This window comes from Chryseobacterium daeguense DSM 19388, assembly GCF_000430825.1.
GTDB lineage: Bacteria > Bacteroidota > Bacteroidia > Flavobacteriales > Weeksellaceae > Chryseobacterium > Chryseobacterium daeguense.
The window spans coordinates 124976-144480 of record NZ_AUMT01000002.1; the positions used below are offsets into that span (position 1 = coordinate 124976).

23 protein-coding genes and 3 tRNA genes are annotated in these 19505 nt (G+C 35.1%); 18 read left to right on the forward strand and 8 right to left on the reverse strand.

Going from position 1 to position 19505, the window contains the following annotated elements:
- Positions 1 to 13 precede the first annotated feature (13 nt).
- The 8 genes from H560_RS0103015 (at position 14) to H560_RS0103050 (ending at position 8017) form a co-directional block, all read left to right on the forward strand.
- Positions 14 to 919 (forward strand): GLPGLI family protein, encoded by a 906-nt coding sequence (locus H560_RS0103015; protein ID WP_027378671.1) that lies wholly within the window; start codon positions 14 to 16, stop codon positions 917 to 919.
- Positions 920 to 1148: 229 nt separating this feature from the next.
- Entirely contained in the window at positions 1149 to 1457 is a 309-nt protein-coding gene (locus tag H560_RS0103020; protein ID WP_027378672.1) for a hypothetical protein, read from the forward strand.
- A 95-nt stretch (positions 1458 to 1552) separates the two neighbouring features.
- Entirely contained in the window at positions 1553 to 1816 is a 264-nt protein-coding gene (locus H560_RS0103025; RefSeq protein WP_034752145.1) for a FeoA family protein, read from the forward strand.
- Positions 1816 to 3849 (forward strand): ferrous iron transport protein B, encoded by a 2034-nt coding sequence (feoB, locus tag H560_RS0103030; RefSeq protein ID WP_027378674.1) that lies wholly within the window; start codon positions 1816 to 1818, stop codon positions 3847 to 3849. The genes H560_RS0103025 and feoB overlap by 1 nt, the downstream gene beginning before the upstream one ends.
- Complete coding sequence (locus H560_RS23225) at positions 3849 to 4001, forward strand: hypothetical protein (protein WP_228372408.1); 153 nt, start codon at positions 3849 to 3851, stop codon at positions 3999 to 4001. The genes feoB and H560_RS23225 overlap by 1 nt, the downstream gene beginning before the upstream one ends.
- Positions 4002 to 4044: 43 nt before the next feature.
- A complete protein-coding gene (locus H560_RS0103040) occupies positions 4045 to 5070 on the forward strand; it encodes a DUF4421 family protein (RefSeq protein ID WP_162143846.1) in 1026 nt (341 codons plus the stop codon).
- Positions 5071 to 5120: 50 nt separating this feature from the next.
- Positions 5121 to 6503, forward strand: coding sequence for a phosphoglucosamine mutase (glmM, locus tag H560_RS0103045; protein ID WP_027378676.1), 1383 nt, complete (start codon positions 5121 to 5123; stop codon positions 6501 to 6503).
- A 125-nt stretch (positions 6504 to 6628) separates the two neighbouring features.
- The gene (locus H560_RS0103050; RefSeq protein ID WP_027378677.1) at positions 6629 to 8017 is read left to right on the forward strand and encodes a tetratricopeptide repeat protein; all 1389 of its coding nucleotides are present in this window, start codon (positions 6629 to 6631) and stop codon (positions 8015 to 8017) included.
- A gap of 188 nt (positions 8018 to 8205) precedes the next feature.
- Here H560_RS0103050 and H560_RS0103055 read toward each other — a convergent pair whose 3' ends face one another.
- The 3 genes from H560_RS0103055 to H560_RS0103065 all read right to left on the reverse strand — a co-directional run bounded on the left by H560_RS0103055 (position 8206) and on the right by H560_RS0103065 (position 10178).
- Positions 8206 to 9096 (reverse strand): DMT family transporter, encoded by an 891-nt coding sequence (locus H560_RS0103055; protein ID WP_027378678.1) that lies wholly within the window; start codon positions 9094 to 9096, stop codon positions 8206 to 8208.
- A complete protein-coding gene (gene aat, locus H560_RS0103060; protein WP_027378679.1) occupies positions 9083 to 9739 on the reverse strand; it encodes a leucyl/phenylalanyl-tRNA--protein transferase in 657 nt (218 codons plus the stop codon). Before aat ends, H560_RS0103055 begins: the two co-directional genes overlap by 14 nt.
- Before the next feature lie 61 nt (positions 9740 to 9800).
- Complete coding sequence (locus H560_RS0103065) at positions 9801 to 10178, reverse strand: DUF3127 domain-containing protein (protein ID WP_027378680.1); 378 nt, start codon at positions 10176 to 10178, stop codon at positions 9801 to 9803.
- 176 nt (positions 10179 to 10354) lie between these two features.
- On the opposite strand from H560_RS0103065, the gene H560_RS0103070 reads away from it, so the two are divergent.
- The 3 genes from H560_RS0103070 (at position 10355) to H560_RS0103080 (ending at position 10610) form a co-directional block, all read left to right on the forward strand.
- A tRNA-Leu gene (locus H560_RS0103070) sits at positions 10355 to 10436 on the forward strand.
- Between the two features lie 8 nt (positions 10437 to 10444).
- Positions 10445 to 10520: transfer RNA gene (locus H560_RS0103075), tRNA-Gly, on the forward strand.
- Between the two features lie 6 nt (positions 10521 to 10526).
- A tRNA-Leu gene (locus tag H560_RS0103080) sits at positions 10527 to 10610 on the forward strand.
- A gap of 108 nt (positions 10611 to 10718) precedes the next feature.
- Here H560_RS0103080 and H560_RS22240 read toward each other — a convergent pair.
- The 5 genes from H560_RS22240 to H560_RS0103105 form a co-directional block, all read right to left on the reverse strand.
- Positions 10719 to 11477, reverse strand: a complete 759-nt coding sequence (locus H560_RS22240) for a M23 family metallopeptidase (protein ID WP_051289125.1) — start codon at positions 11475 to 11477, stop codon at positions 10719 to 10721.
- A 54-nt stretch (positions 11478 to 11531) separates the two neighbouring features.
- Positions 11532 to 11738 (reverse strand): hypothetical protein, encoded by a 207-nt coding sequence (locus tag H560_RS23235; protein WP_027378681.1) that lies wholly within the window; start codon positions 11736 to 11738, stop codon positions 11532 to 11534.
- A gap of 53 nt (positions 11739 to 11791) precedes the next feature.
- Positions 11792 to 12058, reverse strand: coding sequence for a DUF6705 family protein (locus tag H560_RS21010; protein ID WP_051289127.1), 267 nt, complete (start codon positions 12056 to 12058; stop codon positions 11792 to 11794).
- Positions 12010 to 12855, reverse strand: a complete 846-nt coding sequence (locus H560_RS0103100; protein WP_027378682.1) for a hypothetical protein — start codon at positions 12853 to 12855, stop codon at positions 12010 to 12012. Before H560_RS0103100 ends, H560_RS21010 begins: the two co-directional genes overlap by 49 nt.
- 257 nt (positions 12856 to 13112) lie before the next feature.
- Positions 13113 to 13622 (reverse strand): hypothetical protein, encoded by a 510-nt coding sequence (locus tag H560_RS0103105; protein ID WP_027378683.1) that lies wholly within the window; start codon positions 13620 to 13622, stop codon positions 13113 to 13115.
- 359 nt (positions 13623 to 13981) lie between these two features.
- Between H560_RS0103105 and H560_RS0103110 the strand changes: the two genes are divergently transcribed.
- The 7 genes from H560_RS0103110 to H560_RS0103140 all read left to right on the forward strand — a co-directional run bounded on the left by H560_RS0103110 (position 13982) and on the right by H560_RS0103140 (position 19163).
- Entirely contained in the window at positions 13982 to 14344 is a 363-nt protein-coding gene (locus H560_RS0103110) for a hypothetical protein (RefSeq protein ID WP_027378684.1), read from the forward strand.
- Positions 14345 to 14386: 42 nt separating this feature from the next.
- Positions 14387 to 14752 (forward strand): hypothetical protein, encoded by a 366-nt coding sequence (locus H560_RS0103115; RefSeq protein ID WP_027378685.1) that lies wholly within the window; start codon positions 14387 to 14389, stop codon positions 14750 to 14752.
- Between the two features lie 40 nt (positions 14753 to 14792).
- Complete coding sequence (locus H560_RS0103120; protein WP_027378686.1) at positions 14793 to 15278, forward strand: GNAT family N-acetyltransferase; 486 nt, start codon at positions 14793 to 14795, stop codon at positions 15276 to 15278.
- An 82-nt stretch (positions 15279 to 15360) separates the two neighbouring features.
- Positions 15361 to 16068 carry a response regulator transcription factor gene (locus tag H560_RS0103125; protein WP_027378687.1) on the forward strand — a complete coding sequence of 236 codons (708 nt, stop codon included), beginning with the start codon at positions 15361 to 15363 and terminating at the stop codon, positions 16066 to 16068.
- A 3-nt stretch (positions 16069 to 16071) separates the two neighbouring features.
- The gene (locus tag H560_RS0103130) at positions 16072 to 17475 is read left to right on the forward strand and encodes a sensor histidine kinase (RefSeq protein ID WP_027378688.1); all 1404 of its coding nucleotides are present in this window, start codon (positions 16072 to 16074) and stop codon (positions 17473 to 17475) included.
- A 309-nt stretch (positions 17476 to 17784) separates the two neighbouring features.
- Positions 17785 to 18279: a hypothetical protein gene (locus tag H560_RS0103135; protein WP_027378689.1), complete on the forward strand. Its 495-nt coding sequence runs from the start codon at positions 17785 to 17787 to the stop codon at positions 18277 to 18279.
- Between the two features lie 32 nt (positions 18280 to 18311).
- A complete protein-coding gene (locus H560_RS0103140) occupies positions 18312 to 19163 on the forward strand; it encodes a YoaK family protein (protein WP_027378690.1) in 852 nt (283 codons plus the stop codon).
- Positions 19164 to 19505: the final 342 nt, after the last annotated feature.

Below are 19505 nucleotides of genomic sequence, written 5' to 3' on the forward strand. Positions count from 1 at the left end.
AACTTCCTTAAAAATGAAAAAGCTATTTTCAATATTTTTTATCGCTCTTTTTGCTTTTGTAAGCGCTCAGGACAAAGATTCGAAAGAAACGGCCAACCGATTCTTTTATGAATTAACTTTTAAACCGAAGAAAGATTCTGCAAAATTGGATAAGGTAATGACAATTTTAGATATTACTCCTAAAAAATCTATTTATCAGGATTATACAATGCCTGCGCAAGATTCTATAATTAAAGTTCAAATAGAAGAAATGGAAAAGACAAAATCTTTTAAGGATATGTCTAAACTAATAAAGTGGCCTAAATTTTCATATAAGATTATTAAGTCTTATCCGGATATGAAAATTCAATACGTTGACAGAATTAGCAGGAATCTTTTCGCATATGAAGATGTAGTTAAATTAAATTGGAAGATTTTACCAGAGAAACAAAAAATTGGTGAATATAACACACAAAAAGCAACTACGGAATTTGGAGGAAGAAATTGGATAGCTTGGTTTAGTACAGATATTCCATTTCAAGATGGACCATATAAATTTTATGGCCTTCCTGGTTTAATTGTTAAAATTGAAGATTCTGAAAAAAATTATTCTTGGCAACTGAATGGAAATAAAAAAATAGATGATTATGAAGAATTATCTTACGCAGACAAAATTAATGCTAAAATGGGAATGATGAGTAATACAATTACTCTAGTAAATAAAGAAAAATTTCAAAAATCATATGATAACTATAAAGCTGACCCTTTTGCAGAATCACGCCCATATATGACACCAGAGAATATGAACAGACCAATGCCGGGAACAAATGGAACAGTTGGAGATTTCATGAAAAAAATGGAAAAACAAGTTAAGGATTTTTTTGGATCTAATGATAACCCAATTGAAAAATCAGAAATGTCTGAAAAAAAGAAAAAGTAAGCATTCATATCAACTAATTTATATTTTAAATCAACCCAAATACAGACATGTGTTTGGGTTGATTTTTATGATTAATATTTAGTAGGATTATTGTAGAAGTTAAAAAATTATTTCTTTTTCAACTAAAAAAAGGAAATGTTCCTATAATTTTAAAAAATAGTTCACGATAGTTTGATTTTTATTAAAACTTTGCTAGTTTTGTTAGATATAACAATATAGAATATTTATAATGAAAAAAACTATTATCGCATCATTATTGATGTCAACTACAATTGTATTTGCCAAAACAGAAGAGCCTAAGTTTAAAAAGAATTTATCAAAAGAAGACAATTTTTTAGTTACTAAAAAAAACATTAAAGAAGAAAAGAGTCAAATAAAAATTATGCTAAAACCAGTTCAAAGTCCTTTTCAACAATGTGTATTTAATAACTCAATGTCACTTTCTCTAATGTATTTGTCAATGGGAATACCTACTGAAAGTGGTTTTATAGAAGCAGTTGCAACAGCTAGCTGTTTAGCTTCTTTTGGAGGAGTTTAATAATAATTAAATATAAGAAAAAGGTTCAGAAAGTAATCTCTCTGAACCTTTCTTATTTAGATTAAATTTAAATAGCGTATATTTGCAAAACAAAAATGGAGGCTTTGAAAGATAAGGATTTACATACATTGAGCAGATTCCCTAAAAACAAAACAGGGAAGATACTGGGCTATGATAATGACCATCTTAGAATGCCAAATAAGATCATAGAAATGGGGCTTCTTCCGGAAACCTCTTTCAGGATTTTGTACCAGGCGCCCTTCAATGGGCCGATGTACGTGGAGTTTGGAGATGAAAAAAGCCGTATTGCACTTCGCGAGGAGGAAGGGAATTTTATTATTGTTGAAGAATTGAATTAATGCGGGGAACTCAGAAAAAACAAGTCCTTTTAGTAGGAAATCCTAATGTGGGGAAATCAACGGTTTTCAATGCGCTTTGCAACAAAAAGCAGAAAACCGGAAACTATGCCGGCGTTACCGTAGCAAGCCATTCCGGGCATTATACGTTTAAAAATGAGGAGGTTGAGATAATAGATCTGCCGGGTTCCTACAGTATCTATCCAAGCTCTGAGGATGAAGCTATTTTTTCCAAATTTCTTATTGATAATCAGCAGGATTATGCCGGGGTGATCTATATTCTTGAAGCATTAAGCTTAAAAAGAGGACTTCTTTTATTACAGCAGATTCAGGATTTGGGAGTGCCGATGATCTTGGTGGTCAATCAGATAGATCAGGCGGAAAGAAGAGGAATTCATATTGATATTCAAAAATTTTCGGAAGCATTAGGAATTACCATCATTCAGACCAATGCAAAAGAGCAGGTCGGAATTGATGAAATTAAAGAAGCGGTTTTAAACAACCGGTTTGTAAAAACAGAAAAACTATCCTTCGAAACTCCGAATGAACATAAAGATTTTATTCAAAAATTAGCCTCTCATAAAGGGTTTGATAATGAATATAAAGCATGGATGAGCCTTTCTCTTGGAACAGATCTGGGCAGAATAGAATCCATTATCGGCTTAATGAATGAGCCGGATTCCAAAAGTCTGGTTCCGAAAAGATTACAGGTTCAGGAAACGGTAAGAAGATATCAGAACGTTGATAAGATTTTATCCAATGTCATTTCAAAAAAACCGCAGTTCAAAGAATTATTGACTGAGAAACTGGATAAGGTTTTAGTTCATAAATTCTGGGGCTACGTAGTTTTTTTATTAATCTTACTGATTATTTTCCAGAGTGTTTTCTTCCTTGCAGAATATCCTATGAACTGGATCGATGATCTGTTTTCATGGACGGCAGCTTTCACGAGTGAACATTTACCTGAAGGACCCATAAATTCATTAATTTCAAATGGAATCGTCCCGGGAATTGGTGGAATTGTAGTTTTTGCACCACAAATTGGGATTCTGTTGTATTTCCTTTATTTACTTGAGGATTCGGGATATATGGCAAGGGTTGTTTTCTTGATGGACAGGCTTTTAAGGCCTTTCGGATTAAACGGGAAAAGTATTGTGCCGCTGGTTTCAGGAACGGCCTGTGCAATCCCGGCAGTGATTTCAACAAGAAATATTGAAAATTTAAAAGAGAGGTTGCTGACCATTCTGGTAACTCCTTTTATGACGTGTTCGGCGAGGCTTCCGGTGTACAGCATTATTATCGGATTAATTATCTCGGATGGTACGTTTTTAGGAATTAAATATAAAGCTTTAGTCTTGATGGGGATGTATCTGCTTGGTTTTATAGTAGCGCTACTTTCTGCGGCAATTCTTAAAAGATTTATAAAAAATAAAGGTAAGACCTATCTGGTGATGGACCTTCCAACATATAAAAAACCACTTTTCGGATATGATTTCAAAATGGTTTTAGGTAAAGTTTGGGATTTCATTACGGGAGCGGGTAAAATTATTTTCTTTGTAAGCATCATTATCTGGTTTTTGAGCTATTTCGGGCCAAAACAAAAGCCTGATCAGTTTGTAGCTACCAATGTTGAGCTTGATCATTCTTATCTGGCAAAAATGGGTAAAGGAATCGAGCCGGTAATAGAACCACTTGGGTACGACTGGAAGATGGGAGTGGGAATTTTGACGAGTTTTGTAGCGAGAGAAGTGTTCGTAGGAACAATGTCTACGCTGTACAGCCTGGAAGATGATGCCCCTGAAGTGAAAGTGATCGATAAAATGAGACGAGATGTAAAACCAGACGGAGAAAAAGTTTTTAGCTTTGCTACGGGTGTTTCGGTACTTTTGTTTTACGCGTTTGCAATGCAGTGTGTTTCTACGCTTGCAGTAGTCTACAGAGAAACCAAAAGCTGGAAATGGACTGGCTTACAGGTTGTAATGATGACGGGTTTGGCATATTTTGTGTCCATGATAGCATATCAGATTTTAAAATAATGGATTCTTCATTAATATTTCAATATGTAATTGTTGCACTGGTTGTTGCGTTCGCTTGTTATTCTTTATTCAAAGTATTAAAGAAAAATTTCGCACCGAAAAAATTCAGCTCAAAAAGAACCAACTGCGACAAAGATTGCGGATGTTCTTAATTTTATTTAATTTTTTTTGTAATTTCATTCAAAATAAATGCAAATGAATGGAAACATAAAATTCTTCTTTCTTTTATTGCTTTCCTGTGTAGGAATCAAAGGACAGAAAGCAGATTCTACAAAAATTATCTCTTACGAAGATCAGATAATGGTCCGCGTAAATTTTGATACGAATATTGAAGATTTTGTCTTAAGCTCAAAAGAAGAAGGGCAAAGCTATAAAACAAAAATCTCTTTAAACAGCAATACCAATATGTCTTTTTCTGTAGATTACAGGATTATAAGTTTATCTTTAGGTTTTGCGCCCAGTTTCATCCCCGGGAATAATGATAATAATCTAAAAGGAAAAAGCTCTTATACAGATTTTAAAATAAGGCTTTTTCCCGGAAAATTTATCCAGACTTTGTCTTACAAAAACATGAAAGGGTTTTACCTTAAAAATATGGGAGATATAGACCCGGACTGGCAGGAAGGAAGAGATCCTTATATACAGTTTCCTGAACTTAGGATTCAGCGTTTTGGCGGAACTACTGCATATTCTTTCAATAAAGATTTTTCTTTGGAAGGGATTTATTATCAAAGAGAATGGCAAAAAGAGAGCAATGGAAGCCTGGTGCCGTCTTTAGATTATGATCTTACTTATTTTAGAAATAAAGTAGATGATTTAAAAAGTAAGGAAACACAGTTTAACCTGGGGCTTAATCTGGCCTATTATTACAATTGGCTGATTACGGATAAAATTAATTTTTCACCATTTGCATTTGCAGGAATTGGTGGAAAATGGTCAGGTTATCAGGAAGATATGCCAGACGGAGGAAAGTCCGAAAAAGAAAATAATAAATATTTTACCCATAATTTCGGCGGCGGAATTCACATCGGGTACAATACAGACAGGTTTTTATTCGGAGGTAAGCTGAATTATACATCTTATAATTATAAAGAAGATTCAGAATCAACACTTCACAACAATAATGTGTATGGCCTGATCTACATCGGTTATCGTTTTGCACCGCCCAAAGCCGTAAAGAATACTTATGATAAAATTAAAAATAAGGTTCCTATTTTATAAGTATCTTTGCAAAAATTTTATTTAAGCAAAACCAAAAAACAGATACATTAATGTCGCTAATCAAATCTATTTCAGGAATAAGAGGAACAATTGGAGGAAAAGTAAATGATAACCTGACACCGCTTGATGTGGTAAAATTTGCTTCTGCATTCGGAACATGGCTTCAGAATAATAAAAATAAAAAAGATTTAACGCTTGTTATCGGAAGAGACGCAAGAATCTCCGGACAGATGGTTTCTTCTCTCGTTACGGCAACATTGCAGGGACTGGGGATCAACGTGGTTGATTTAGGACTTTCTACTACCCCGACTGTTGAAATAATGGTTCCGGAGCTGAAGGCAGACGGCGGAATTATTTTGACCGCTTCTCACAATCCAAAACAATGGAATGCGTTAAAATTATTAAACGATAAAGGAGAGTTCATCAGCGGGGAAAATGGGGCAGAAGTTCTTGCTTTGGCTGAAAGCGAAGACTTCAATTATGCGGAAGTGGATGATTTAGGGAAATATGAAACCAGGGATGATGCTTTAGATATTCATATCCAACAGATTCTTGACCTGCCGATGGTAGATGCAGAAGCTATTAAAGCTAAAAAATTCAAAGTGGTTTTAGATGCTGTAAATTCTACGGGAGGTATTGCAATTCCAATGTTACTGGACAAGCTTGGTTGTGAAACGGTAAAATTGTATTGCGAACCTACAGGTCATTTTCCGCACAATCCTGAGCCATTGAAGGAGCATTTGGGAGACATTTGTGAATTGGTGAAAAAAGAAGGGGCAGACTTTGGGGTTGTTGTAGATCCGGACGTGGACAGATTAGCTTTGATTGACGAAAAAGGTGAAATGTTCGGGGAAGAATATACATTGGTAGCCGTTGCAGATTATTTATTGAAAAATAAGAATGGTGCAGCCATTTCAAACCTTTCCTCAAGCCGTGCATTGAGAGATGTGGCGCAGACCCACAACTCAGAGTATTTTGCGAGTGCAGTAGGAGAAGTAAATGTAGTTACTTTAATGAAAGAGAAAAATGCAGTGATTGGAGGGGAAGGAAATGGTGGAATTATCTATCCTGATCTTCATTACGGAAGAGATTCTTTGGTAGGTGTGGCTTTGTTTTTAACGCATCTGGCTAAAGAAAATAAAACGGTTTCTGAGCTGAGAGCCGGATACCCAAGTTATTTCATGGGCAAAAAGAAAATTGAGCTTACTCCGGAGATTGATGTAGATGCCCTTTTAACTAAAATGGAAAAAGAGTATCAAAATGAAGAGGTTTCTACCGTAGACGGCGTTAAAATAGATTTTGAAAATAATTGGGTGCATCTTAGAAAGTCTAATACAGAGCCCATTATCAGGATTTATACAGAGGCTAAATCTCAGGAAGAGGCCGACAGATTAGGTGATGAAATGATAGCCAAAATCAATAGTTTGATTTAATAAAATTTAACATCTCTTTCATCATTTTAATCGTAATTATTATTAAATTTATAGTACTAAGATTTTCAGAACCGAGTATTTGTATATCTCATATCTCAAGTCTTAAATCTTAAAACTGTTTTATATTGGAAGAATATTTTGGAAATGAACTTGTAAAAAAGTTCGAGGAAATGATGGAAAATAATGATGAATTCTACTTTGATACAGAAGAGTTAGAAGACATTATTGTTTATTATCTGGAGCTCGGCGACTTTAATTATGCAGATACTGCTGTTAATTATGGTCTGAAGCTTCATCCCAATTCCCTGGATATCAAGATCAAAAAGCTTGAAATTCTTCTGGAATGGGAAGATTATAATACGGCAAAAGAGCTTATCGATGAGCTGAAAGGTTCTTCTATGGAAAATACAGACTTTTTGGTTTGCTATGCGAAGTATTATTCGAATTTAGGAAATCCCAGAAAATCAATAGACATTTGCAAAAAAGCCTTGACACTTGGTGAAGAAGAGAATTTTCTTCACAATTTTATTGCAGATGAATATGTAAATCTCGGAGATCCTTTTAACGCTCTTAAACATTACAGAAAAGCGCTTAAAGAAGACCCTACGGATGATTATGCGTTGGAGAACTGTATGATTTGCTTTGCAGATCTGAATAAGAACGAGGAGGCAATTGCCTTTCTAAATGAATACTTGGATGAATTTGCTTATTCTGAGGTAGCATGGTTTGAATACGGGCAGTTTTATTTCAACAGAAAAAATTATGAGGAAGCCATAAAAGGATATGATTACTTACTGGCGATCAACTCAAGCTCTGTTGGCGTTTATGCAAATAAAGCAGCATGCTACGAAGCATTGGGCCAATATAAAAAAGCAATAGAAGTTTACGAGGAAATGCTGGAGCTGGAATACACGAAGGCATTTACATTTTATAAAATCGGACTTTGCTATAAAGCTTTAAAGCAGCCTATTGTAGCTTTAAATGCATTTCAGAAATCGTTAAGGGAAGACCCGCAGTTTTACCTGTCTATGATGGAGCAGTCTTACCTTTACGAGGAAATGGGCGGAATGACAGAAGCGTTACACTTCGCAAGAGAAGCCACCCATCTGAATGAAAATAACCTTGATTACCAGAAAAGATTAGCATTTTTATTCATTGATTCAGGGAAGTTTGAAGAGAGTCTTACTTGCCTGAAAAAGCTGGTGGACGCTGAGCCTACGAGATTCTACAACTGGTATGCTTATTCAGAAGTATTGATGCTTTTGGGTGAGTACGAAGAAGCGATTCTGGTTTTGAATAAAGCCGTAAAAGCGCATCACAGGGCAGAATTATTCTATCAGCTGAGCAACTGCTACTTTAACCTGAAGGATCAGGAAAAAGGCAAAGAAACTTTATTAAAAGCACTGGAGCTGGACCCTTCATTGGTTTCGGATATGCAGAAAAAATATCCTTTCATTAAAGATGAGGTGAAGAAAGCGAAAGCAAAGGTTAGGAAGAAAAATTCTGAAGGCTAAGACCTGATGATGAAGCTGAGATTTACAGCCGCTTCGATATCAACTAATCAATTTAGATAAAAATCCTGCAGCGATAAACTGCAGGATTATTTTTTATAGTTTAATAATTTAAAAAAACTCTATTAAAAAGGTCCGAAAGTAACTTCCAGCCTCTCTCTTCCAGCTTCCCGTCTCTTTTTCGAACTCAATTATTTATTAATAACATTCGGTTTTGTTCTCAAAAATATTAACCCTGCAATAATAATGCTTGCTCCCACAAATTGTAAAACCGAAAGTTTTTCACCGTCCAGGACTCCCCAGATAATCGCTACAATCGGCATCAATAAAGTAACTGTAGAAGCAAAAAGCGGTGAAGATACCTTTAATAGACGATAATTCATCATCATAGCCAACCCTGTCCCGAAAATGGATAATAAGCTCACAAACATCAATCCCAACATATTATCTTTACTAAAGCTAAACGTTGAAAAAAATCCGGTAAAGCTTAAAGAAATCAATGAAGGAAAAAATAAAACGAAAGAGAAAACGAAAGCTGATAAAACCGTAGATGAAACCTCCATTAGTTTAGATTTTACGGTTGTAGTGCTTATTGCATAGCATAAAGTGGCCAATAATAACAATAAAATCGGAATCAGTTTAAATTTTCCGCCCTCACCATCTCCTCCGAAAGCCAGTAAACAAACGCCAGTAAAACTAATCAACGTCCCCACCATCTGCTGTTTTGTAGTTTCAAATTTCCATGCTAAAGCGCCTACAATAATTACAAAAATAGGCATCATGGAGTTGATAATTCCTGCAATGCTGCTGCTTACCTCAGTTTCCGCAATAGGAAATAAGAACATGGGAATGAAGTTACCTGTAAAAGCGGCTAAAAGCAGCCATTTCAGATGTTTTTTAGGAAATAATTTATATTTTGAAATCGCAATCGGCAGCAAAATAATTCCTGCAATCAAAACCCGCAAAGCTCCTACCTGATAAGGATTGAAATGCTCCAGGGATTTTTTTATCAAGATAAAAGATGATCCCCAGATGATGCTTAAAACAATCAGAAGAATCCATTTCTCATTATTTGCGTTCATTTTTTTTCTTATGTAAAATTTTTAAAAATTCTTTTTTCGGAATCATCCTTGCTCCAAGGCTTTCCAGGTGTTCTGTATGCGACTGGCAGTCAATAAGTTTAATCTTATTTTTATGACTTTCCACAAAATGAATAAATCCTGCCTTAGAAGCATTGTTTACCTTAGTAAACATACTTTCGCCACAGAAAACATTTCCTACCTGAAGTCCGTAAAAGCCTCCGACAAGCTCTTCATTCTGCCATACTTCGATGCTTTTTGCCAGGCCATATTTATGAAGTTGTATAAAAGATTCCATCAGTTCATCAGAAAGCCAGGTTCCGGTTTGCCCTTTCCGGGTTACCTGTTGACAGTTTTTGATGACTTCCCTGAAATTTTTATTCTCAGAAAAGGTAAAAACATTCCTGTCAAGTATTTTCCTCATAGATTTTGAAACTTTCAGCTCTTTCGGATACAAAACAAACCTGGGGTCTGGACACCACCACAGAATCTCTTCCCCTGGATTATACCACGGAAAAATCCCCAGCTGATAGGCAAACCAGATTCTTTCTATGGAAAGGTCTCCTCCGAAGGCAATCAGCCCTTCGTGCCCGTCATAAATTTCAGGATCGGGAAATGATATCTCATTTTCGTCTAATCGAACCATTTTTAAGGAAAAAAAATCCCACTTTGTAAAAGCAGGATTATTATCTGATAGTATTCTTTAATTAAAAAGGTAAATCATCGTCTTCGTCTCCGGCAAACGGATTTTCATTTGAAACCGGTGATGAAGATTGAGAAGGTGCAGCCTGTGTAGGTTCCGATCCGTTATCGAAAACTTTCTCTACTCTCCAGCCTGTAATAGAGTTGAAATATTTAGTTTCTCCCTGTGGAGATACCCATTCTCTTCCTCTGATGTTAATTCCCACCTTTACATTTTCACCTTCTGAAAGATTATCTAATAAATTGATCTTATCAGACAAAAATTCTATGTTTATAGGCTGCGGATACTGCTCCTGCGTCAGAATAACCATTTCTCTCTTCTGAAATCCGCTTGCAAATGTTTGAGTTTCAAAAAGTTTCTTTACCGTTCCTTGTAATTCCATATCATAATTATTAACGATGTAAAAGTAATAAAATGAAATGTAATAAATGGTGTCGCGGAAAAAAAAATAAAAATTTTGCACTTTTTTTCTGAAAAGGCTTGCAACTAAAGAAAATTGTCCTATATTTGCACTCACAAAAACGAAACAAGCTCTTTAAAATAAAACTTAATAAACACGCGGATGTGGTGTAATTGGTAGCCACGCCAGACTTAGGATCTGGTGCCGAGAGGCGTGGGGGTTCGAGTCCCTTCATCCGCACACGTTTTGCGAAAATAGCTCAGCTGGTAGAGCACAACCTTGCCAAGGTTGGGGTCGCGGGTTCGAATCCCGTTTTTCGCTCCACTCCATGCCCTGGTGGTGGAACTGGTAGACACGCAGGACTTAAAATCCTGTGCCTCTTTTGGCGTGCGGGTTCAAGTCCCGCCTGGGGTACTTTCAAGAAGGCTTAATTTATTGTTAATCAATATTTTAAGCCTTTTTTGTTTTGTTTTTGCCAACAAATTGCCGAATTTTAAACTTTTTTGCCAGAAACTTTTTTATTTAATAGTTTTTTAAATAGCTTTTTCCTTCTTGCAAATATTCAACTCTCTTGCCGTCTCCTGTTCTAAAAAGCGTTTTGATTGTTTCTCCCAACATTCCGAAACATGGAGGACTATAACAAACAAAATGCAGATGGGGAACACTACTCCATCCAGTATTTCCACTGTAACCTATCAGATATCCTTTTTCAACCTTTTCACCTACTTTTACTGTAGCTCCATTATGTTTTAAATGATAGTATTCAGCCCGAGTCCCATCTTCATGTAAGATTGAAATATAATTTCCATACTTTGCGCATTCTTGAGAGGAGCACCCCTGATTATAATTTTTTACAATTTTAACTACAATTCCGCCCCTTGAAGCCAAAACTTCAGAACCTATGGGCATTTCAAAATCAATTGCATTTTTCCCATAATGGCTAAAGTCTCCATTATAGCCTTGTATAACTTTATGATATTTTCCCGTTCTATATGGCAATTCATAAGCATAGTTTTTGTAGTACAGCGGAGATTTTGTCTCTCTACACTTGAGGAATCGAAACCATGTTTTATATTCTTGAGTATTAGGAAGTATCTCTTCTCTTATTTCGCATTTGTCTGTTTTTCCTATATTTTTTTTCGCAAAGCATTTAAAAATCTTATCATTTTCCAAGTAATAGAAAATGGTATCTTCCCGGATAGGATCATAGATGCTAAGCCTATTTTGTGAAAGCACAAATATGTTTGAAAATAACAAAATTGAAATCAAAATCTTATACATATCCTTAATAAAAATAAAAAACCCTCAAATACTATTTTGAGGGTTAAATTAATATTATTGTTTTGTTAGTACAATATCTTTAGGGAAATTTATTGGAAAGTCTCCATGCTGATTTACATAAGCATTATGAATGCAATTTTCATCATAAATACTTGGTAAATATTCAAAATGTAAAGTCATTTGTGGAACTAATTGCCCTGTGTTAATATCTATTAAATTAGTAAAATCAGTTATGTTTAATTGTGCTTTTTTATTACACATATTTTTCATGAAAAATATTAAACTTTTTTGAGTAGGATTTTGTAAGTTAGTAGTTAAGCCCCAAAATTCAGGATTTTGATAATCAAAATTTGAAATCTATCAATTTCTACGCTACCTGTTGCAGAAATTATTTTTCTTTCTCCAAGTATTCGATCTCGATAATAAGAATTATTTCCAGAGCTAAATGTTTTTACTTTTTTTAATTCGAGATAAACTGTTTTTCCGTTCCAATTCCCTTTCCATAAGCCAACATATTTGTCTAGCTCATTATTTAAATCTTTGTAATATGCTCCATTGGGAACATCATCCTTATAGTCCAAAGGATATTCTTGCGAGGAATAAAACCATCATTTTCCCTTTTAAAAAGCTTAAGCCCAGCCATATTCATCTTATTTCCAACAAATTTTAAAAACTCTTTTTCTAATTTTTCATTATTGAAATTACCGTTTGTGTGTGACTTATCCAAAGCATCTATATAGTCTTTATTAAGTTGCTCTAATTCTTGTTGGGAATATGTAGGTAAACTCACAACATTTGTGCCGTCAAATTTAAGGATATAATTTCCATAGCTTGTAACAACTACTAAAGTTAAGTTCTTTAAGTCAATTTTTGGAATGTTAGTAGGAATATCATTCCATGATTTTGCCCATAGTAACCAATTATTAAAAAATATAATATCATCAGGAGAAAAAATAGGGTACAAACCATCGTAATGAGTGTGTAATATAGCATAGGTATTACTAAAAGCCTTAAGTTCAACTTGCCTTGTTCCGGGCATATTTTGGAGAAATTGATTTTGAATACCTGTTTGGCTAGTATTAGGAAGAGGATAGCCCATTCTATATCCTCTTTCACTATCATAACCTGTCATTCCTTCAAGAGCAGTGATATTATCTTTAAAAGTTTTTTCATTTGAAATGGCTTTTACTCTATCACATGGAGTTGCATTTTTTATTGGATAAGGCAAAACAATTATTCCTGACCCATCATCACAAGGTGATGTAATTTTAGAAAAAGATTTATTAGCATTTGCAGAAAGGTAAGCAACTTTTTTGTACATCACCCATCCACAATCATTGATATACTCTCCTAAGCCTGTACCATCACCATAATCCATTACAACACTTGTGAGAACATAGGAGTCAGGATTATCACACCCTTCGCTAGGCTGGGTAGTGCTTCCTCCTCCAGAGCTTCCTCCCCCGGGTGAACCGGGAAATGATGGAAAACTTGGATAAGTAGGAAAACTTGGATAGCCTCCCTCTGGAGGAAGAGTAGTCCCTCCGCCCGGAGGATTTCCAGATGAAGGAGGATTAGTAGGAGGGCAAGGATTTTCTCCGCCTATAAATCCTGTTTCTGCAATTACTTTTCCATCTAAGCTATATGCTGTGACAGTTCCAGTGAAGTTTCGAAGAACTTCATATGGATCCTCTCCGAAGGAATATCAGATGCGTATTCGAGAACTTTATCACTTACAATCTCTCTATCTATTTCTTTTACTTCAAAGTTATAGATTGTTTTTTCGTCCCCATAATTAATGATATTGAAGACATAATAGGAAATTTCATTTTCTGTTTTTTTTAAAATAATAGAACTTTCCAAATTGGCAAAATCAATGCTTGTTTTTCCCAAAGCATTATTTTTTGATTTCACAAAAATTTTTAAATCGTTCCTTCCAGTCTTTCTTCTAATATATTTAGTAACATTAGGAATTTCAGAAAGTTTAACCACTTGAAATTTAGATACATTAGGGTCAAATTTTTCTTCGTCATCTTTTAAAAGCTCTTGTCTGCATCCACTGAGAATAAAAGCAGTCCACACAAAAAGCATTAAGATTTTAATTAAGTTAATTTTTTTTGTCATTAATGTTTGATTTGTTGTCATTTTGATAAAATTATAAAATATTTTACTAGCTAGTGTTATAATCCAAAGCTACGCATGGAGAGCGACAAAACCTGTCGCATTTGAAAATAAAAAATGTCTTTCTCATACTATTATGTATAAATACAAAAGGCATGAAGCAAAGGTCAGTCCGTTAGAGAGGTACCGCTAAGAACCCAACAAACCAGAAAGACCCGCCTAGGGTACTAAAAACCCTCTGTAATTTTATTACGGAGGGTTTTGTTTTGTACCCATTAATTTTATCTTTCAAATTTACCTTTCTGTACCCCTAAAAATACAAACTTCTGTATCTGTACCTTACATGTAATAGTCTATACATTTGCTTGAGTAAAGCAGATATTATGGAAACAACACTTCTAAACCAGAATCAGCTTGGCTATGCTGAAGTCTATGCATCAGATATTTTAGAGCTCAAAAATATTTTTCTTCTGAAATTTAAATTAAATAAGATCAATGAAAACTTCGGAATTCCATTTTTAATGATAAAAAAGAAAAATGAGGCCATCGCATTCGCCAATCTTGTCCTGAAAAGCGGAAAAATAGATTTTGAAATATATGAAAAAGAAAGCTTAAACGAACAGGAAAGAAATGACTTCTTAAGACAAGCTAATGATTATTTTAAAACGAAAAAATCAGAAAACTTCAGAAATCCGGAACAGCTGGAAAGCAGCATTCTTCAAATGATTGACTGGCTCAATGAGTAACCGTTTTATTATTATTGTAAATTTACTTAAAAACAGATCTTTATGCCCAAAGATGTTCTATACCTGAAAATCGCAAAATCTGTTACAGGGCAAATCAAATGTGAGACGCTACAGTTTAAGGACAGGCTGTCTTCTGAGAAGCGCCCGGAAGCTCTACAATGTAGCAGGCCTACATGGAGCTGGAAAGTTTTTTTTGGAAGAATCGCGCCCGAAATACGGATATTTTGTAAGCTAGATTTCACAGAGAAAGCTGGCTCTTCCTTCCGTCACAAAAATGAAAGTTTCGGAATCAAAAATTCTCATGAAGATCTTATTGACAGGATATTCGGGACTGTAGCAGGAAAAGACGTCACACATTTTGCACTGGGAATTCCTGGGGAAAGCTTTCTTCCTACATTGAGAAATTAAGGAAAAATGATCAAAAACAGGATTTAAAAATTATAAAAAGATGAACAACAATACTCATGAAGTAAAAATAATCAGCTACGACACAAAATTCAAGCAAGATTTCAGAAGCCTGAACGAAGAATGGATCACTAAGTTTTTCAAAATGGAAGAAAGTGATTATAAAATGCTGGATTATCCTCAGGAATATATTTTGGATAAAGGAGGATATATTGTTTTTGCGATTTTGAATGATGAAGCAGTAGGAACCTGTGCTCTTATAAAATCTTCCGGAAATCCTCTCACATTTGAGCTTGCAAAAATGGCTGTAAGCCCAAAGGCGCAGGGAAAAAAGATAGGATATCTGATTGGGCGGGCTTTGATTGAAAAGGCAAAAGAAATGAATGCTCAAAGTATATTTCTTGAAACAAATTCTTCACTTGTTCCTGCCATAAGGCTTTATGAAAAGCTGGGCTTTGAACATATTTGTGTAACGGACTCACCTTATGAGCGATGTGACACGAAGATGGTTTTAAACTTTGATAAGTAAAATAAGCACATACATTCTTACCGCTCTCAGATCGTCTTAGTTTCAGCTGAAATTTTATATTTTTGTAAAATTCCTTATTTCAATGAAAAAAATTATCCTCATCGAAGACGAAACCAGTGTAGTATCCTTCATTAAAAAAGGGCTTCAGGAAAACGGGTACGAAGTTTCCGTGGCCTTTGACGGCCGTACAGGGGTACAATTGGTGCAGGCCAATGATTTTGATCTGGTGATTTTGGATATTATGCTGCCGGAAATGAATGGCTTGGATGTCTGTAAAGAGATCAGGAAAACCAATCAGCATGTTCCTATTTTATTTTTGACGGCGCTGGGAACTTCAGAAAATATTGTTCTCGGGTTAGAAAGCGGTGGTGATGATTATTTAGTTAAACCATTTAAGTTCATTGAGTTAGTGGCTCGTGTAAAGTCTTTGCTAAGGAGGAGTAATAATGGAAATTCCCCGGAGATTATTGAACCTGAAATTGATAATGAATATATTTTCCAGTTTTCAGATTTGATTTTAAATGATTACACTAAAAAAGTTACCCGCGCCGGCGAAGAAATTTCCCTTACTTCCACGGAGTATAAACTGCTATTGTATTTCCTTAACAATCCTGAAAAAGTGATTTCCCGGGCGGAAATTCTGGATGCAGTCTGGGGTGTAAATTACGAGCTGGGAACCAATGTGGTGGATGTATATGTGAATTATTTAAGGAAAAAGTTGGATAATCAGGACGATAATAAATTGATTCACACGGTGATTGGGATGGGCTATGTGTTGAAAAAACCTTAAAATATGTTTAATAAAGTTGTTACAAATCAGACCAAAACGATGGTGCTTCTGATGTTGGTTTTTACAGCCATCATCTTGCTGTTCAGTGGGTTGGTGTACTTTTCAATTGTCAACTTTTCCCATCAGAGGTTTTATGAATTATTAAAAATCCGTACCGCAACCATTGTTCAGATTGAAAAAAGTAAAGATGATCTTGACCTGCCGGAAAATTATATCCTGAACAGCATCAATGATGAAGAGCTTCCGATGGAGCGCGATTATGTATTTGCTGTTCCTTCAGACTCCAATTATAAAAAAATTTCCCACGAAGTTCATATTCCGGATTATTTTTTCAAAAGTATTGTGAAAAATGGCGAAGCCAATTACAATGATAAAGAGTTTTACTACATAGGGCAGACTTTCAAGCATGATGATAAAGATTATATCGCTATTGCTTCCGCCAAAAATCATTATGTGGTTTATTATTTGGGCTTCCTGAAAAGAACTTTGATCACTTGTATCGTACTTTCGCTTTTCTTTAGTATGATTTTCTCTTTTTATTTGTCTAAAACTTTATTTAAACCTATTTTAAAGATTACAGGAAAAGTAAAGGAAATAAGCTCCGAAAATCTTCACTTAAGACTTGAGCCTCAGCCGGATAATAAGGAATTAAATGAATTGGTAGATACGTTCAACGGAATGCTGAACCGCATTGAAACCTCTTTTGAAACCCAAAATCATCTGATCGGAAATGTTTCCCATGAGCTGAGAACACCGCTTACCTCTATTATGGGTGAAGCAGACGTAGCGCTTTCCATCAGCCGGACAAATGAAGAATACAAGGAAACACTGGGGATTATCCTTGATGAAGCCGAAAAACTGGACCGGAAAATAAAAGCATTGTTAATGATTGCCCAAACTGGTTTCGACGGAAAAATCCAGAAAATGAATAAAGTACGTATTGACCAGCTTTTGTGGGATGTTATCGAGACATTACGAAGAATAGATTCCAGGAATAATATTTACCTGGATATAAGCATGCTTCCGGACAATCCGAAGAAATTAAAAGTACAGGGTAACGAGCAGTTACTGCATCTGGCCGTAACAAATATTATCCAAAACGGTTGTAAATACTCTAATTTCCAGCAGGTTAAAGTTTCACTTGGGGCGACGGATACCGATGTTTACATTATCGTAAAAGATACCGGGATAGGAATTCCCCAGGAAGAAATGAATAAAATTTACGATCCCTTTTTCCGGGCTTCCAATACAAAAAATTATGAAGGATACGGAATCGGCCTTCCGCTCGCCAGAAATATAGTCCGAATGCATCAGGGAGAATTGATTGTAAGCTCCCACGAAAACCAGGGAACAACGGTACAGCTGCGCTTCCCGAATTTTTATAGTACACAGGCAGTAGAAAGTTAGATTAATTGGGATAATTCTACAGGCTTAACATGACATTTTAATATTATTCGACTAAAATTCGGGTTAGACAATATCAATTAGTTAGTATTAGGGATGTCATACTGAGCGCGAAGCAGGCGAAGCATTTTTTGTAATATATATAGGCCTTTTAATAACTTTCGGATTCTGATATTAACCATCCTTAACGACTTTCTAATCTCATTTTAATCTCTTTAATCACATTTTAATTCTATTCCAAAAGCCTTCTAATTTGGTCAATATAGATTTGTATCATCAAAAAAAGATAATACGAACCTAAATCTTAAAAATATGACCAAGACGATTTTAATAGCCACGGATTATTCTCTGGAATCTTTAAACATTCTAAAAAAAGTATTAAGAGAAAAAGATACATCGGAAGACCAGAATCAATACAATATTCTTTTGGTTTCGGGATATGATACGGGAGATTCTATCAGGGATCTTTTATTTAACACAAAAAGCACGATATTCAATAAGCTGAGACCAGTAGAATTCTGCGAAGCGTACGAAATTATCAAAAATAAATATCCGCACCTGATCAAAAGAATTGTCTGCGATATCTTCACGGGCAGCTTCCAGAGGACTTTCAACAATTATGTAAAAGCGGAAAACATTGAGGAAGCTTATTACTCTTCATCTATTAAAAGTAAAGGAAAAGGTAAGTTCGATTTAATTCCATACATCAAAAAATGCAAAGATCTGCAATCTCAGGAAATATCTGTTGAGGTTCGCGAGAGCCTTCCGGAAAAAGGAAGACTTGCCGAGATTTTTGTAGAAGCCTAAAAATAACACAACACTCTAAAAAATTTTTAAAAATGTTAAGGAATTATAGTAACAGCAGAACGTTGGGAGACAACATCAGATTGGGGACGCTGACTGCCTTCACGGCGGGTACTATAAATATAGCATCTCTACTGATTTTTCTTTCTTTTACGTCAAACGTGACGGGACATTACGCTATTCTGGCAGCAGAGATCAGCAAAGGAAACTGGTCGCAGGTTGCCGTAGTGGGGGCATGGATTTTCCTGTTCTTTTTCGGAGGTTTCGTATCCAATTTTATTGTGATCACCTTTAATAAAAAAAGTAAATATTTTGCGCATGCAATGCCTTTGGTTCTGGAAATCTTATGCTTATTGTTTGTAGGAGTTTACGGACAGTTTTATTACCAGAAAACATTGGAAGAAACCCAGTATCTGGTGGCATTAATGTTGTTTGCAACCGGTTTGCAGAATGGTTTAACGGCAAGTATTTCAAACTTTTCCGTGAAAACCACCCACCTTACGGGTACTACTACTGACCTTGGTATCTTATTTTCTATGTTTACCCAGAAAAAATTCAGAAAAAACGGGGAATTGGTAGGAAGAGCCAAGCTTTTATCAAGCATTATGGCGGCCTATGTTTTGGGAGCGGTCTTCTCTGGGTTAACTTATTATTACCTGGAATTCAGAGTTTTCTATGTGATAAGTGTTTGTCTGCTGGTTGTCATCGGGTATGATGCCTATAAAATCCATATCAGACACTTCCATACGCAGTACAGATACAGTAAAATTTATAAAAAGCCGAATATTATGGCTTATTTATACGATAAAATTCATGGAATTCCTGAAATTAAAGCTGAGGTAAAAGGAAAAAGAGAGAAAAAGAGAACACTTGTATTTGAAGATTAAGCTTCGATTTTATGTTTAAATTAAAAAAAATTGAATATAAATGTTAAATAAGTGATATAAATATCAGTATTAATTTTGTGTAAACTAGCTGTGAAACAACCCTCCGCTTCCATATTCCGAAGCGGGGGTTGTTATTTTATAGAACTTAGTTTTGAGTAATTGGACTGCTCATTGCTAATTTTTCCAGTTTTTTTAATCTTTCTCATATTGTTATTGTAATGTAAATGGCGAAAGGGAAACTTTTAAAAAAGATACTTTTAAACACGAAAATATGTGTAAGCCAACGAGGGGAAAAGATAAATGCATTTGTGATTTGGTTAATAGTTATTACGAAAATAAAAT

Coding starts and splice junctions, on each gene's coding strand:
- H560_RS0103110 (WP_027378684.1), top strand. CDS start 13,982: ATGGAAACAACACTTCTAAACCAGAATCAGCTTGGCTATGCTGAAGTC.
- H560_RS0103020 (WP_027378672.1), top strand. CDS start 1,149: ATGAAAAAAACTATTATCGCATCATTATTGATGTCAACTACAATTGTA.
- H560_RS0103065 (WP_027378680.1), bottom strand. CDS start 10,178: ATGGAATTACAAGGAACGGTAAAGAAACTTTTTGAAACTCAAACATTT.
- H560_RS0103100 (WP_027378682.1), bottom strand. CDS start 12,855: ATGGATTATGGTGATGGTACAGGCTTAGGAGAGTATATCAATGATTGT.
- glmM (WP_027378676.1), top strand. CDS start 5,121: ATGTCGCTAATCAAATCTATTTCAGGAATAAGAGGAACAATTGGAGGA.
- aat (WP_027378679.1), bottom strand. CDS start 9,739: ATGGTTCGATTAGACGAAAATGAGATATCATTTCCCGATCCTGAAATT.
- H560_RS0103115 (WP_027378685.1), top strand. CDS start 14,387: ATGCCCAAAGATGTTCTATACCTGAAAATCGCAAAATCTGTTACAGGG.
- H560_RS0103040 (WP_162143846.1), top strand. CDS start 4,045: ATGAATGGAAACATAAAATTCTTCTTTCTTTTATTGCTTTCCTGTGTA.
- feoB (WP_027378674.1), top strand. CDS start 1,816: ATGCGGGGAACTCAGAAAAAACAAGTCCTTTTAGTAGGAAATCCTAAT.
- H560_RS0103140 (WP_027378690.1), top strand. CDS start 18,312: ATGTTAAGGAATTATAGTAACAGCAGAACGTTGGGAGACAACATCAGA.
- H560_RS0103135 (WP_027378689.1), top strand. CDS start 17,785: ATGACCAAGACGATTTTAATAGCCACGGATTATTCTCTGGAATCTTTA.
- H560_RS0103055 (WP_027378678.1), bottom strand. CDS start 9,096: ATGAACGCAAATAATGAGAAATGGATTCTTCTGATTGTTTTAAGCATC.
- H560_RS22240 (WP_051289125.1), bottom strand. CDS start 11,477: ATGTATAAGATTTTGATTTCAATTTTGTTATTTTCAAACATATTTGTG.
- H560_RS0103025 (WP_034752145.1), top strand. CDS start 1,553: ATGGAGGCTTTGAAAGATAAGGATTTACATACATTGAGCAGATTCCCT.
- H560_RS0103120 (WP_027378686.1), top strand. CDS start 14,793: ATGAACAACAATACTCATGAAGTAAAAATAATCAGCTACGACACAAAA.
- H560_RS0103130 (WP_027378688.1), top strand. CDS start 16,072: ATGTTTAATAAAGTTGTTACAAATCAGACCAAAACGATGGTGCTTCTG.
- H560_RS0103105 (WP_027378683.1), bottom strand. CDS start 13,622: ATGACAACAAATCAAACATTAATGACAAAAAAAATTAACTTAATTAAA.
- H560_RS23225 (WP_228372408.1), top strand. CDS start 3,849: ATGGATTCTTCATTAATATTTCAATATGTAATTGTTGCACTGGTTGTT.
- H560_RS23235 (WP_027378681.1), bottom strand. CDS start 11,738: ATGTGTAATAAAAAAGCACAATTAAACATAACTGATTTTACTAATTTA.
- H560_RS0103015 (WP_027378671.1), top strand. CDS start 14: ATGAAAAAGCTATTTTCAATATTTTTTATCGCTCTTTTTGCTTTTGTA.
- H560_RS0103125 (WP_027378687.1), top strand. CDS start 15,361: ATGAAAAAAATTATCCTCATCGAAGACGAAACCAGTGTAGTATCCTTC.